At 64.9% G+C, this 13642-nt stretch carries 14 protein-coding genes; 4 read left to right on the forward strand and 10 right to left on the reverse strand.

What is annotated here, in order from left to right; all coding sequences use genetic code 11:
* Nucleotides 1-34 precede the first annotated feature (34 nt).
* From OLW90_RS10320 to OLW90_RS10355, 8 genes are all read right to left on the reverse strand, one after another.
* Nucleotides 35-685 carry an RNA methyltransferase gene (locus tag OLW90_RS10320; RefSeq protein ID WP_319650005.1) on the reverse strand — a complete coding sequence of 217 codons (651 nt, stop codon included), beginning with the start codon at nucleotides 683-685 and terminating at the stop codon, nucleotides 35-37.
* Nucleotides 678-1217: an orotate phosphoribosyltransferase gene (gene pyrE / locus OLW90_RS10325; protein WP_319650006.1), complete on the reverse strand. Its 540-nt coding sequence runs from the start codon at nucleotides 1215-1217 to the stop codon at nucleotides 678-680. The genes OLW90_RS10320 and pyrE overlap by 8 nt, the downstream gene beginning before the upstream one ends.
* 5 nt (nucleotides 1218-1222) lie before the next feature.
* Nucleotides 1223-2371, reverse strand: coding sequence for a hypothetical protein (locus OLW90_RS10330; RefSeq protein WP_319650007.1), 1149 nt, complete (start codon nucleotides 2369-2371; stop codon nucleotides 1223-1225).
* Between the two features lie 152 nt (nucleotides 2372-2523).
* On the reverse strand, nucleotides 2524-2847 hold the full coding sequence (locus OLW90_RS10335) for a hypothetical protein (RefSeq protein WP_319650008.1): 324 nt from the start codon (nucleotides 2845-2847) through the stop codon (nucleotides 2524-2526).
* Nucleotides 2848-2968: 121 nt separating this feature from the next.
* Nucleotides 2969-5539, reverse strand: coding sequence for an ATP-dependent chaperone ClpB (gene clpB / locus OLW90_RS10340; RefSeq protein ID WP_319650009.1), 2571 nt, complete (start codon nucleotides 5537-5539; stop codon nucleotides 2969-2971).
* A gap of 252 nt (nucleotides 5540-5791) precedes the next feature.
* Complete coding sequence (locus OLW90_RS10345; RefSeq protein WP_319650010.1) at nucleotides 5792-6154, reverse strand: hypothetical protein; 363 nt, start codon at nucleotides 6152-6154, stop codon at nucleotides 5792-5794.
* 328 nt (nucleotides 6155-6482) lie between these two features.
* A complete protein-coding gene (locus tag OLW90_RS10350; RefSeq protein ID WP_319650011.1) occupies nucleotides 6483-6716 on the reverse strand; it encodes a hypothetical protein in 234 nt (77 codons plus the stop codon).
* A gap of 195 nt (nucleotides 6717-6911) precedes the next feature.
* A complete protein-coding gene (locus OLW90_RS10355) occupies nucleotides 6912-8255 on the reverse strand; it encodes a sodium:glutamate symporter (RefSeq protein ID WP_319650012.1) in 1344 nt (447 codons plus the stop codon).
* Between the two features lie 86 nt (nucleotides 8256-8341).
* Here OLW90_RS10355 and OLW90_RS10360 point away from each other — a divergent pair, with 86 nt between their 5' ends.
* Both OLW90_RS10360 and OLW90_RS10365 read left to right on the forward strand, forming a co-directional pair.
* A complete protein-coding gene (locus tag OLW90_RS10360) occupies nucleotides 8342-9478 on the forward strand; it encodes an NAD(P)-binding domain-containing protein (protein ID WP_413464471.1) in 1137 nt (378 codons plus the stop codon).
* Nucleotides 9479-9664: 186 nt separating this feature from the next.
* Complete coding sequence (locus OLW90_RS10365) at nucleotides 9665-10831, forward strand: hypothetical protein (RefSeq protein WP_319650014.1); 1167 nt, start codon at nucleotides 9665-9667, stop codon at nucleotides 10829-10831.
* 43 nt (nucleotides 10832-10874) lie between these two features.
* Here OLW90_RS10365 and OLW90_RS10370 read toward each other — a convergent pair whose 3' ends face one another.
* Complete coding sequence (locus OLW90_RS10370; protein WP_319650015.1) at nucleotides 10875-11669, reverse strand: carbon-nitrogen hydrolase family protein; 795 nt, start codon at nucleotides 11667-11669, stop codon at nucleotides 10875-10877.
* Between the two features lie 91 nt (nucleotides 11670-11760).
* On the opposite strand from OLW90_RS10370, the gene OLW90_RS10375 reads away from it, so the two are divergent.
* On the forward strand, nucleotides 11761-12030 hold the full coding sequence (locus tag OLW90_RS10375; protein WP_319650016.1) for a hypothetical protein: 270 nt from the start codon (nucleotides 11761-11763) through the stop codon (nucleotides 12028-12030).
* Nucleotides 12027-13259 (forward strand): alpha/beta hydrolase, encoded by a 1233-nt coding sequence (locus OLW90_RS10380; protein WP_319650017.1) that lies wholly within the window; start codon nucleotides 12027-12029, stop codon nucleotides 13257-13259. The genes OLW90_RS10375 and OLW90_RS10380 overlap by 4 nt, the downstream gene beginning before the upstream one ends.
* Here OLW90_RS10380 and OLW90_RS10385 read toward each other — a convergent pair.
* Nucleotides 13210-13641, reverse strand: a complete 432-nt coding sequence (locus tag OLW90_RS10385) for a heat shock protein transcriptional repressor HspR (RefSeq protein ID WP_319650018.1) — start codon at nucleotides 13639-13641, stop codon at nucleotides 13210-13212. The genes OLW90_RS10380 and OLW90_RS10385 overlap by 50 nt on opposite strands.
* Nucleotide 13642 lies beyond the last annotated feature (1 nt).

Below are 13642 nucleotides of genomic sequence, written 5' to 3' on the forward strand. Positions count from 1 at the left end.
GTCCGTTTTTCTTCCCCACGATCCTAACCAAGATTCACCACGCGCGGCCAAGATCCGCGTGCTGCCGCACCCAGGCGTGCATGGCGATCCCGGCGGCCACTCCCGCGTTGATGGAACGGGTGGAACCAAACTGCGCGATGGAGCAGGTCATCACCGCCGCCTCCTGGGCTTCCTGGGTCACCCCCGGCCCCTCTTGGCCAAAGAGCAGCACGCAGCGGCGCGGCAACTGCGCCGTTTCCAGCGGCACGCTGCCGGGGGTGTTATCAATGGCCACCACCGCGATGTCCTCCTGGTGCGCCCAGGACATGAGATCCGCCACCGTGGGGTGGTGGCGCAGGTGCTGATAGCGATCCGTCACCATCGCCCCGCGCCTATTCCACCGACGCCGCCCCACGATGTGCACGGTATCCACGGCAAAGGCGTTGGCGGTGCGCACCACGGTGCCGATGTTGGCGTCATTTTCAAAGTTCTCGATCGCCACGTGCAGGGGATGGCGGCGGGTGTCAATGTCCGCCACGATGGCCTCGCGCCGCCAATAGCGATAAGCGTCCACCACGTTGCGGCGATCCCCCTCCGCGAGCAGAGCGGGATCAAGGCGCGGATCCTCGGGCAACGGCCCCTCCCAGGGGCCCACGCCGTGGCGGCCTTCGCCCCACTCCGTGGGGCCGGGAAGTTGCTCAGGCAAGCCCCAGGTCCTCCAAGCCCAGCAGGTAGCGGTATTCCAGTCCGGCCTCAGCCAGCACCTTATCCGCGCCGGTGGCGCGATCCACCACCGTGGCCACGCCCACCACGTCTGCGCCCGCCTCGCGCAGCGCCTCCACGGCGGTCAGCGGGGAATTGCCCGTGGTGGTCGTGTCCTCCACCACCAGCACCTTCTTCCCCTCCACCGAGGGGCCCTCGATGCGGCGCTGCATACCGTGCTTCTTGGTTTCCTTGCGCACCACAAAGGCATCGATCTCTCGCCCCTCGGCGTGCATGAGGGAGGTGGCTACCGGGTCCGCCCCCAGGGTCAGCCCACCCACGGCCACGTAATCCCAATCGGCGGTGAGTTCGCGCAGGAGGGAACCGATGAGCCGGGAGGCCCGGTGGTGCAGAGTGGCGCGGCGCAAGTCCACGTAGTAATCGGCCTCCTTGCCGGAGGAAAGCGTGACCTTGCCGTGCACCACGGCCAGTTCCTTGACCAGTTCGGCTAGCTCTGTACGTTCTTGCTGGGACATCTCTGTTACTTCTCCTTATTCTTGGGGGCCTGTAGGCCGCGCATGTGTTCCAGGGGATCGCGGCCCAGTTGTTCGGCCAAATCGTCGAAGATGGAGGGCCCAGCATCGCGGGAGCGCAGCACCCTCGTTCCCTGGTAGTCCGAGGGCTCCTCGGCGCGATCCCCAATTCCCGGCACCGCGTCTCCGCCCAGGGAACGCGGCTCCACCACGCCCCGCGATTGCGTCTGGGTGCGGGTGGGCAGTTCCACCGGCTCCTCTGGGCGGATTACCGTGGGCTTGGGTTGTTCCTCGGCTTTACTCTCCTCGGGGGCTTCCGAAGTCGCCGCATTCTCTGCTTTCTCCGACGCCTCCGGCTCGGGCGCCGGGGCGGGCATGAGGCGCGAGGGCAGAGCTTCTTCCACCCGTAGCGGCGCGGCCGCGCGCGGGGGGAGGGCGTGGGCGGCGTCGGCAAGCCAGGTCATGGGGGCCATGATTGCCTCCCAATCGTGGCCGTGGGTACCGCGATCCAGTTGGGCCAGCACCCAATCGGACTCGCACCACACGGCGTGCACAAAGTCCGGCATGACCTCCAGGGCGGCACTCACGCGCTCGTCGCTAAAGCGCTCTGCGGCGGCGGTATCCGTGCTAAACCGCGCGAATCCCTCCACCTCGCCGCACTCGTGCAGATCGGAATCCGCGTCCTCGCTGATCCCACGGCGGAAGTCCACCACCACGTCCGAGGCCGCGCCGCGCCGCACCGCGAGCACGGTGGTGGAATCCAGATCCGCGAGGGCGAACTCGTGATCCTCACTCACGCCGGTGACCACATCGTGCGCCGTGGCACCGGAGGCCGCCGCCCCGCGCCGCCACTCCTCGGCCAGGGAATCATCGGTGCGGGTAAAACTAAAGCCCGCCTCCTGCGCCCACGAACGACGCTCGCGGCGGCCCTGCCCCGGCATGGCCAGGCGGCTGGGCGCGCGGCGACCAGCCTGTCCAGACTGCTCCGCCTGCTCGCCCTCCACGGATTCCTCTTCCTGCACGGCGGCTTGCTCTGCCGAGGCGGCCTCCCCCGCCTCGCCGGAATGCGAGGCGCGGCCCCGGGCATCAAACCACCACAGCACGGCGGCGATCACGAGGGCAACGGCGGCAAGCGCAAAAATTAGTGTTACGGACACGCCCAATACTCTAATGGCTCAGGTAACCTCACGCCCCCACACCCCTACCCCCGGTGGATAAAACGACAATAAATATAAGGACGCGGGAACCAAAGTACATCGGCCCGCGCCCCTATATGTAGATAGCGTCAAACGATCTGCGGCAAGCGATCTTAGGCGAGAATGCCCAGGATGAACTTCAGCACTTTGCCCGCCACGCCCAGGAAGTCCTCGGCGGAGGAGCCCTCGGACTTCTCCTCGGTGGTCTTGCCCTCATCGGAGGAGGAGAGCTCGGAGACCGAGCCGGTGGAGCCCTCGGCCTGCTCGTCCTTCTTGACCACGCTGTACTCGGGGTCTACCTCGGGAGCCTCCTGCGTGGCGGTGGCCACGCTGTAGTCGGGATCCACGGGCTCATCGGCAAAAGCGGGGGCGGCCACCACGCCGGTGGCAATTACGGCAGAGGCTGCCGCAGCGGCAAGGTTCTTACGAGAAAACATCGCGTTTCCTTTCTCTACTCGAATGCGATGGACAATGCTGAGTGTAAAACTCCGTCAAGCCCCATTCAATAGAAATCCACCTTTGTACCATAAAGAGTGCCTAAAGGGAGATTTCCCGCCGCTATTTCGTCGCAGAACTCGCACCTAACTCCAGGCGCGCACCGCCCTCCGCCACATCGACGTTCACGCGATCGCCGTCCCGAATTGCCCCGGCGAGCAACTCCTTGGCCAACTGATCTCCGATGGCCTGCTGAATCAGGCGACGCAACGGGCGCGCCCCGTAGGCGGGGTCGTAGCCGCGATCGCCCAGCCAATCGCGGGCGGCGTCGGAAACGTGCAGGCGCAGGCGGCGCTGCTCCAGGCGACGCGCGAGTTGCTCCACCTGAATGTCCACGATGTGTGTGAGTTGCTCGTGACTGAGCGCGTCAAAGACCACCACGTCATCCAGGCGATTGATGAACTCCGGCTTGAAGGCGTGCTTGACGGCCTCCATCACCTGCTCGCGGCTCCCGCCCGCCCCCAGGTTGGAGGTGAGGATCAAGATGGTGTTGCGGAAGTCCACGGTGCGGCCCTGGCCGTCGGTGAGGCGGCCATCGTCAAGCACCTGAAGGAGCACGTCGAACACGTCCGGGTGGGCCTTTTCTACCTCGTCGAAGAGCACCACCGTGTACGGGCGTCGCCGCACCGCCTCGGTGAGCTGCCCGCCCGCGTCGTAGCCCACGTATCCGGGGGGAGCACCCACCAGGCGCGCCACGGAGTGCTTCTCCCCATACTCGGACATATCAATGCGCACCATCGCGCGCTCATCGTCAAAGAGGAACTCTGCAAGAGCCTTGGCCAACTCCGTCTTACCCACGCCCGTGGGGCCAAGGAAGAGGAAGGAACCCGTGGGGCGGTTCGGATCGGCCACCCCGGCGCGGGAGCGGCGCACGGCATCGGACACGGCAGCGACGGCCTCGCGCTGGCCCACCACGCGCTTACCCAATTCCGCCTCCATATTCAGCAGTTTCTCCGTCTCACCCTGGAGCATCTTGCCCGCCGGGATTCCCGTCCACGCGGACACCACCTCCGCGATGGTATCCGGAGTGACCTCCTCGGTGAGCATGGAATTATTCGCCCCGTTGCTCACCGCCGCCTCGGCGGCCTCCACGGCCTTTTCCGCCGCGGGAATCTTGCCATAGCGCAGCTCGGACACCCTCTCATAATCACCCTCACGCTCGGCGATCTCGGATTCTCCGCGCAGTTTCTCCAATTCCTCCTTGGCGGCGCGTACCTCATCAATCGCGCCCTTCTCGTTATTCCACCGCGCGGTGAGTTCCCCGAGCTTCTCGCGCTCATCGGCAAGTTCGCCGCGCAACTTATTCAGGCGTTCCTTGGAGGCGGCGTCCTTTTCCTTTTGCAGCGCCAATTCCTCGATCTCCAGGCGGCGCACAATACGCTGGGCCTCATCAATCTCCTGCGGGGAGGAATCAATCTCCATGCGCAAGCGCGAGGCGGCCTCGTCCACCAGGTCAATGGCCTTATCCGGCAGGAAGCGATTGGTGATGTACCTATCGGAGAGCGTGGCGGCCGCCACCAGGGCGGAATCCTGAATCCGCACGCCGTGGTGTACCTCGTAGCGCTCCTTGAGCCCACGCAGGATACCCACCGCGTCCGGCACGGAGGGCTCGCCCACATACACCTGCTGGAAGCGGCGTTCCAGGGCGGCGTCCTTTTCGATGTACTTGCGGTACTCGTCCAGGGTGGTGGCACCCACCAGGCGCAGTTCGCCGCGCGCCAGCAGCGGCTTAATCATGTTGCCCGCGTCCATCGCAGACTCCCCGCTGGCACCGGCGCCCACGATGGTGTGCAACTCATCAATGAAAGTAATCACCTGCCCCTCGGACTGCTTGATCTCATCGAGCACCGCCTTGAGCCGCTCCTCAAACTCACCGCGATACTTCGCGCCCGCCACCAGGGAACCCAGGTCCAGAGACAGCAACGTCTTACCCTGGAGCGATTCCGGCACGTCTCCGGCCACGATGCGCCGCGCCAGGCCCTCCACGATCGCGGTCTTACCCACGCCGGGCTCACCGATGAGCACCGGGTTGTTCTTAGTGCGGCGGCTGAGCACCTGCACCACGCGGCGAATCTCCGTATCTCGCCCGATCACCGGGTCGATCTTCCCCTCGCGCGCCCGCGCGGTGAGGTCCGTGGCGTACTTCTCCAACGCCTGGAACTGCCCCTCCGGGTCTTGCGAGGTCACCTTGGTATGCCCGCGCACCGAGGGGAAGGCCGCCACGATCGCCTCGTGCGTGGCCCCCTTGGCCTTGAGCAGATCGGCCGTGTCCGAGGAACCACCGGCGATCCCCGCCAACAACACCTCCGTGGACACATACTCATCGCCCAACTCACCGGCTAATTCCTGCGCCGCCGTGAGCGCGTTGAGGGAATCGCGGTTAAAGTTCGGATTCGCCATATTCGCGCCCTGCGCCTTGGGATAACCCTCCACTAATTTGTGCGCCTCCGCGAGGATCGCGGCGGGATCAACGCCCACGGCCTGCAACACCGGGGCCGCGATCCCATCCGGCTGCTCCAGGATGGCCACCAGGAGGTGCGCCGGGCGAATATCCGGGTTCCCCAGCGAGGAGGCCTGCTGCAACGCCGCCTGCATGGCCTCGCTGGTCTTGGTGGTGGGATTAAACGAGTTCATTGTTTCCCTCTTTCTCTAGCGTTTCTTCGCGCCCGGCAGGGATCGTTGCAGCCTTGCTTAGCGACGCCGCGCCTTCCGCACGGAGCGCTCGCACGCCCCGCACACTGCCGAGCTTTTCACTCACTATCCACTCCAACGCACCAAGAGTTGAGTTTGTTCCACTCAAGGAGAAAAAAGTTGCGCGGGGTGGGCGCAGGTACGGCGTGAGGGGCCCGAATTACTCTTGTCCCCGGCGACGAGCACCGGACATACTTACCACCCAGAGCGACGTTTCACGTGGGGATACCCGCCACGAGGAGGAATCACCTGACACCCCATCGACTCCAGAACACGGGCCGCACCTGTAGGATCATCACGGACAGCAGCGCTAAGTTGAACCCCCAACCAACCCTCCCGACTAGTACTCAATTTTTCTTCCCAACCGTCCACACCTGCGAAACCACACTCGCGGATAAGAAAATACAGAAAATCCTCCAGGCTAGGGCGAAAACGATGACCACCAACAGGGATATGCAAAGCATCGAGCTGCCCCTTACGAGCCTTCTCATTGTGCCGGTTTTTCATCAACGCAGGACTCAGCCAGGTGCCCGTCCCGGAAAACTGAAGGTGCGCCACGGGGTGACGTTCCTTGCTTCGCTCATAATCGAATCGAAGCACCGGGGCATTACTCACCGTCACGTAGTAACTAGACTTTTCCACAGCCAGGTATCTCCCACACCGGCTGATAGCAAGATCAAATAGAATCCTTGCACCATATAAGTCCGAGATGCTAGCCCGCCCTCTCCTCGGGTTAAAAGTGAGCGGAATAGTGGTCTGAATGTGCGCAGTTCGGTTATCTGGGTGGATCTTCAAGTGAAAGCTATCCCCGAAACCCGGCAGAGCAGATTGAACAATGCTGAACACATGCTCCGCGAACCTAGTAACCCGAAACTCAAACCCTCTGCTATCCACGGGACTGTCGGCCCAGCATGAACTCAATCCCATTCAACTCGTCATAGAGGTCCCGATCCTCAGAGTCAAGAGCCCCCACGGCAGCAAGATCATCGAGGTCCTGACGAGTCAGAGGAATACCCTCGTCCTCAAGGTAATCCAGATTGAGTAAGGTACGGCTAATTTCCTCATAGCGCCTGACCAGCGCGTCATCATTGACGTACTCTACGTCGAAAGGCAGAGTCATGCGATCACCCTCTTCGCTGCTTCCCTAGCCACACCCAACCCCGTGGCCCCGAATTTTATGATGGCAACTATACCAGGACTGATCTCACACAGAGTCATGCCCACTCGTAGGCGGCAAGGCAACAGGTGGGGCCGGAGTTATTTTCCACAAGTCCCCCTACCCCCGACCCCCGTGACGGGGCGTCGATAAGCGCCCCTATCCCCCGTGCTTTACCTCAACGTTGCGTCCCGGCACCCAGCGCAACACCACCGCAAGCCCAAGGATCACGATGGAAAGCAGCGTGGCCGCCCAGCCCAGGCCCATCGTCCACCCGGTGAGCACCGCAATAGGAGCGATCACCGTCATGCCGATCTCAAAGGGCGCGAAGCCCACGTAGGCCACGCCGTACTCGTTCAGCGTGCCGGACTTCAGCTTGGGGTCCACCATCTTCAGCAGCGCGATACCCGTGGCCACGGCGGCGGTGGCCCAGCCCCAGCCGAAGATCGCGCGCTCCAGCCACTTCTTGCCAAAAAACGTCGGCGCAATAAAGAAGAAGAACACCAGGCAGTAGATCGTGCCGAGCACGAACATCACCACCAGCGGCACCCAGTAATCCGCCACCACGGCGGGAACGATGGCCGCGATGCCAAAGGCGATGAGGTAATCCGTGGCCGCGCCGGAAAGGGAGTTGATGGTATCGCGATCCACGTAGTTGGGCTTGCCTAGCAGGTTGAGGATCAGTTTACCCACGATGCCCACGGCAAAGGAGGTGATGAAGAGGGGAATGGAAACCTCGGGGAAGGCACCGCTGATCGCCTGGTTAATCAGGTAAGCAAACATCACGGTGAGCGTGAGCATACCCACGTGTAGCGCCACCGGCTCGATGGAGGAGGGGTTCGTGGTGGCCTTGCCGATGGAGGGACGGGAGGATTCCTCGTCAATGTAACCAGAACGCATTTCCCAGGGAAGTTTCTTGGGCATTTCCGAGGTGCGCCCGGTACGGATTCCCCAGTTGGCAAAGATCACGCCACCCACGATCGCCGCGAGGGTGCCCACCGTGGCGGATGTGAAGCCCAGGGTGCTCGCGGCCGTCGCCCCCGTGGCCTCCAGGGAGGAACCCACGGCTGCGGCGGTACCAAAGCCGCCCACAAAGCCCACGGGCAGCATCATGCCAAACCATTCCTCCGTGCCCCACACGGGCTGGAAGAGGAAGATGCCCAGCAGGATGAAAAGTCCCCACTGCCCCACGAACATGCCCGTGGAATAGGACCACATGGTGCGTGCGCCGGAGCGCACGGAGCGATCAAACTGCATGGAGTACGGCATGGCGGCAAAGACCACGGCGATGAGCAACGTGGTGTACGCGCCCATTTGATCGGAGAAGCCTATCCAACCAAGCGCGCCCGGCCCCAGCAGCAGCCCCAAAAGGCCTGCGGTGATCGGGGCCGGAAGCAGCAGCGCCTGGAATACGGGTACCTTCCGGCGCAGCACGTTGCCTATCACCATCAAAACGGAGATCCAGCCGACATCAACAAGCAGGGAAAAAGGGGTGTATTCCACAGCGGCTCCTTCATGCGACGTACGTGACCGGCTCATCTTAACGGTTCGGGCGCGTTTCTCCACCCCTGCGTGGAAGAATGGGGGTGATGAGCACACCCCTGCACACCCTGGTGATCGGCGCCGGGCAGGCCGGCCTGGCCTGCACCCACGAATTAGTCCATCGAGGGCTGGTGCCGGGGCGGGACTTCGTGGTGCTCGACGCCAATTCCGGCCCCGGCGGGGCGTGGCGGCACAGGTGGGATTCCCTCACCCTCGGCCGTGCCCACGGCATCGCTGATCTTCCCAGCCTGCCCATGCGACGCCCCGATCCCACCGTTCCGGCCTCCCGCGTGGTGGCGGATTATTACGGTGCGTATGAGGAGCACCTGGGGATCGAGGTGATCCGCCCGGTGAGGGTGCTTGAGGTGGCGTCGTCAAGCAAGACCGCGCCGCTGCGCGTCACCGCGAGCGACGGCCGCACCTGGCACGCCCGCAGCATCGTCAATGCCACCGGCACCTGGGATCAGCCCTTTATTCCGTACCTCCCCGGCGCAGCCTCGTTCCGAGGAGAGCAGTTGCACACGGTGGATTATCGGCGCGCCGAGGACTTTCGCGGCAAACGCACCCTGGTGGTGGGCGGCGGGCTCTCCGCCCTGCAATTTCTCCTCGAACTCGCTGCCGTCACGGACACCCTGTGGTCCACGCGCCGCCCGCCCAACTTCACCGACCGCTCCTTTGACCAGGCCTGGGGCCGCGACGTGGAGCGTGCCGTGCGGGAGCGCACCCACGCCGGAAAGTCTCCCGTCTCCGTGGTGCGCACCACAGGGATTCCACTGTGGCCCGAGTACGTGGAGGCGGTAAAGGCGGGCACGCTGGTCTCGCGCGGGAACGTCGAGAGCGTGACGCCCGAGGGCGTGCGCTTCGGTGCCGTGCCGCCGCCCCGCACGCGGGGGCTGGGGCCGTCGCGCAGCGATCGCCTGGTGCTGCCGGAGAGTTGGCGGCCTTACCCGGCCGGGCACGAGGAAACCGTGGACGTGATCTTCTGGAACACCGGGTTCCGCGCGGCGCTGCGGCACCTGGCTCCCCTGCGGCTGCGCGGCCCCAAGGGAATCGAGATGATCGATGAGGTCACGCCCCGGCGCGATCCCCGAGTATTCCTGGTGGGCTACGCATCCTCCGCGTCCACGGTGGGGGCCACGCGGGCGGGCCGATTGGCGGGGCGCAAGGCCGCGCAATACCGATGAAGCGGGAGGACCGCGGAAGGCCCACAAGGCGCGCCACTACCCCCGCTGCGGCGAGGGAGCGATAGTCCGTTTTGCCTGTTTTCCTCCGCTTTTCTTACCCCCATAGACGAAGGTACACACCCGTGCGGCGACCTTTGGTATGGGTTGCCCTCTACAAACTTCCCCTCGGGCCTTAGTATAGGTGTCATGCCCGCCGCCACGCTCGCTGAGATTGCAGACCTGATCCGGGAACATCCCGGCACTTTCCGCGATGCCACACACGGTCGTTTCTATGTGGATCACCTGGAGGCACACGCCGTTTTCCCCCTCAAGATGAGCAAGTCTCACCTTGATCTCGCCCCGGCGGTGGCATGGGTTTTGGAAAACAGCTCCCCCACGGCGCTCTCCCCCGCGGCCCTGCTGCGCGTGCAGCAGATGGGCCTGGATCACCGTCGCCACGGCTTCCCCGCCATCGCCTACGCCTCCTTTGCCCAGGCGCTCAAGTTTGGTCTACGCGAGGTGCTGCGTGTATCCAACGAGCAGTACACGGTGGCGGCGCAGCAGGCGGAACACCTGATCGAGGGCCTCTGCGTGGAGATGGCCGCCGTGGCCCTCAACGCGGACGAGCAGGGCGTACCCCCGGCGTATTCCGGCGAGGTCATCAACGTGGAGCGCATGAGCAGGCGGATCAGCGTGGTCACGCTGGATACCGGCCTGGCCATTCCGTTTAACCCCGGGCAACACGTGCTCACCTCCACCGCCATGCTGCCCGGCATCTGGTTGCCCATGTCCCCTGCCACTCCTCCCTCGGAGTTCGGCCAGGTGGAGTTCCACGTGCTGGGTGAGGACGATACCTCCGCGCAGCGCCTGGCCAAGTCCAAGATCGGCGACCACTGGACGTTCGGGCAACCGGACGGCACGCTATCCATCGACGGCAAGCGTGACGTCCTGCTCATCGCCCACTCCACCGGCTGGGCACCGCTGCGCTCCCTGCTCTTTGACATGCTCACCTGGGAGCACCAGCCGCAGGTCACGCTCTTCCTCAGCGCGGAGTATCCGGGGGAACTCTACGAACTGCCCCGCCTGTGGGCCTTGGCCCAGGCGAGTTCCTGGCTCACGGTGGTGCCCTGCGCCATCAACCACGAGGACGCCTGGTGGGTTAATTCCCAGGTCACCCTGCCGGATATTTATATCGCCACGGCCGAATCCCCCGGCGCGCTCGCCGCCAGCCGAGGCACCTGGGTCGATCACGATGTGCTCATCGCCGGCCCGGAGGAGAACGCTCAACACAGCGCCGAGGCCCTGCGGGCCGTGGGGGCGCAACACATTCAGTTGGAGGCATGGCCGCGACGCAGCGCCGAAGCACCGCGCTAATGAGGCCTTTTGGGCCACCGCCCATTTCCCCCACCTGAGGGGCTTAGAGAATAGGTATCTCGCGCCGCGCCCGCGCCACCTGCGCGGGATCAATATCCGCCACCAGCAATTCCTCCCCGTATCCCGCCTCCTCAAGGCGCTCCCCCCAGGGATTGACCAGCGCAGAATGACCAATGCCGGTGGGGCCGCTCGGTTGCCCGGCCTCCTCCGCCCCGCCGGGGCGCACCATTCCCGACGCCGCGATAAACGCCCCCGTATCCAGGGCGCGCGCGGCGGTCAGCGTGCGCCACTGGTGGAGTTTCCCCGGCCCATCGGCCCAGGAGGTGGGCACCGCGATCACCTGCGCGCCCCGCCGAGCAAGATCCTGAAAGAGGCTAGGAAAGCGCAGGTCAAAGCAGGTGGCCACGCCTATTTTTATCCCCTCAACCGCAAAGAGCACCGGCGCGTGACCGGGGCGGACGGTCTCCGATTCCTTGGTGTCAAAGGCATCGTAGGTATGGATCTTGTCATACCCCTGCGGCACCCCGCCGTCCGCGATGAGGGCGGTATTCCACACCCGCTGGATCCCATTATCCAGGCGATCGGCGGGCCGGAACATACCCGCCACGATCACCACGCCCAGTTCCCGCGCCACGTCATTCACCCCCGTGGCAAAGGGGCCATCATAGTCCTGCGCGTGCGTGTCCAGCCTCCCGGTGCCAAAGGCCTGCGAGGTGGCCTCCGGGAAGATCACCATGCGCGCTCCGCGCTCTGCGGCACGCCGGGAATAGGCCTCTACCGTGCGGAGATTCTCCTCCGGGTTACCCGTAGCATGTATCTGAGCCAGTGCAATGCGCATGGGGCCATGCTATGTGGATAACCCCCGTTTATCCACAGGCTTCCCCGGCCACGCTTACCTTTACTATCGACGCCGCGCTGTACTAGCAGGCATGGAAGAACTACTACTCACCGATTCCTTCGCCCAACGGCTGCGGGCCGCCAGCACCCATCTTCCCCAGTCCGGCCCGCGCATGAGTGGCCACTCCCTCACCGCCGCCGCGCTGCACGCCGCCGCGTCCTCCTGGGAACACAGCCTGCGGCTCGCCGCGCAGGATCGCGCGGCGCTTTTAGCCGATCTCTCCCGTTATTGCGATCGCGCACGGGAAACCGATCGTCACCTGTCCACCCGCCTCGCGCACCCCGAGGGGAGCCCCCGATGACCTCCTCGCCGCTGCGTTCCGCTGACCTCGACCACGCCGCCCAGTCCACCCTGCTCCTGGCCCAGCACGCCCGCGAGGCCGCCACCCAGGAAAAAGCCGAGAACACCGCGCTGCGTCACTCCGGTATCCGGGGAGCGGCCCTGCGGGGTATCGACCTCCTGGATACCGCCACCGCGCCCTGGGAGGCCGAGGCCGCCCGCATGGAACAGGTGGCCGGGGTGCTAAGCCGCACCAGCGCCCTGCACAAAGACATAGAACGCATAGCAGAGCGCCTGCGCGCCCTCAGCGAGGATTCGCTCTTCCTCACCGGGCTGGGTCGCGCCGTGGCCGCCCTGGGTTCCGCGCTGGATTGGCACTGCGCCCGTGAGGTCACCCGGTTGTGCACGCCCGTGGCCGCCCCGCCCCTGCACCGCCTGGGTGCCATGCCGGAACTCTCCCTCGACGCCATTCATGAGGCCACTCTCCTCGCGGAGCCGCAATGGCGCAACCTCGCCCAGCGGTACCCGGAGGCGCGCTTTGTGGAAGCGAGCAAGGACACCATCGCGGTGGTCTTTGGTGACCTTGATTCCGCAGAGAGCGTGACCACCTTCGTGGCCGGTGTGGGTTCCTCCGATCCTCACTCCTGGCCCGCCCAGTTAGAGCGCGGACGCAGCATCGCCCACGCCACCGGGGGCGCGGCTATTACCTGGCTGGGCTATCAGGCCCCCGCCACGCTCCCCCAGGCCATAGCCACCGATCCGGCTCGGGCCGGTGCCCAGGAACTTCAGCGCTTTCAACGCGATCTCACCGCCCGCAATCCCCGTCAGCGCCGCGTGGTGCTGGGCTATAGTTACGGCTCCGTGGTGGTGGGGCAGGCCGCCACCACGGGGCTTTTGGCCGACGCCGTGGTGCTCATGGGTTCTCCCGGTGTTCCCCTCGATCACGCCTCCAAGTTCCACTTACGCGGTTCCGGCCCTGGCAGCGTTCACGCCTTAACCTCCACCGGCGACCTCATCGACCTCACCGCCACCGGACGCGGTGGCGTGCACGGAGTGGACCCCACCGCCACGCGCTTTGGCGCTAAGGTGTGGCCCACAGGACCAGGGGATCACTCCTCCTATTGGGACGATCCCCTGGTATTCCAGGCGCTGCGGGAGATCTCGGCTCCCCCTGATACTGCTCTCCCTGACGTGCGCCCCGCTACCGCCGACCCCGCCGCGCGTTCGGCGTCCACATCACCACCGCCGTAGAGCGGGGCACATGCACCAACTCCCCACCACGCGACGAGGAATGCTGGCGTATATGCTCATTTTCCGCCCGCAACTGCGCTACCTCTCCCTTGAGGTCCTCGTTCTCCCGGGTGAGTTCAATGATCGCCTTAATGCCCGCAAGGTTTACGCCGTCCTCCTGGCTGAGCTTTTGAATACGGCGCAACATCGCCACATCGGCGCGGGAATACCGGCGGCCCCCACCACTGGTGCGAGCCGGGGTGACCAGCCCTAGGCGGTCATAGGTGCGCAGGGTCTGAGCGTGCATACCCGAAAGCTCCGCCGCCACGGAGATCACAAAGACCTCCTCGGTGGGCTGCCCCTGGGAAAGGGACTGCGTGGGTGCTTGCTGCGCACGAGCCATG

It is taken from the genome of Corynebacterium sp. 21KM1197 (assembly GCF_033783015.1).
In the GTDB taxonomy this organism is placed as follows: domain Bacteria; phylum Actinomycetota; class Actinomycetes; order Mycobacteriales; family Mycobacteriaceae; genus Corynebacterium.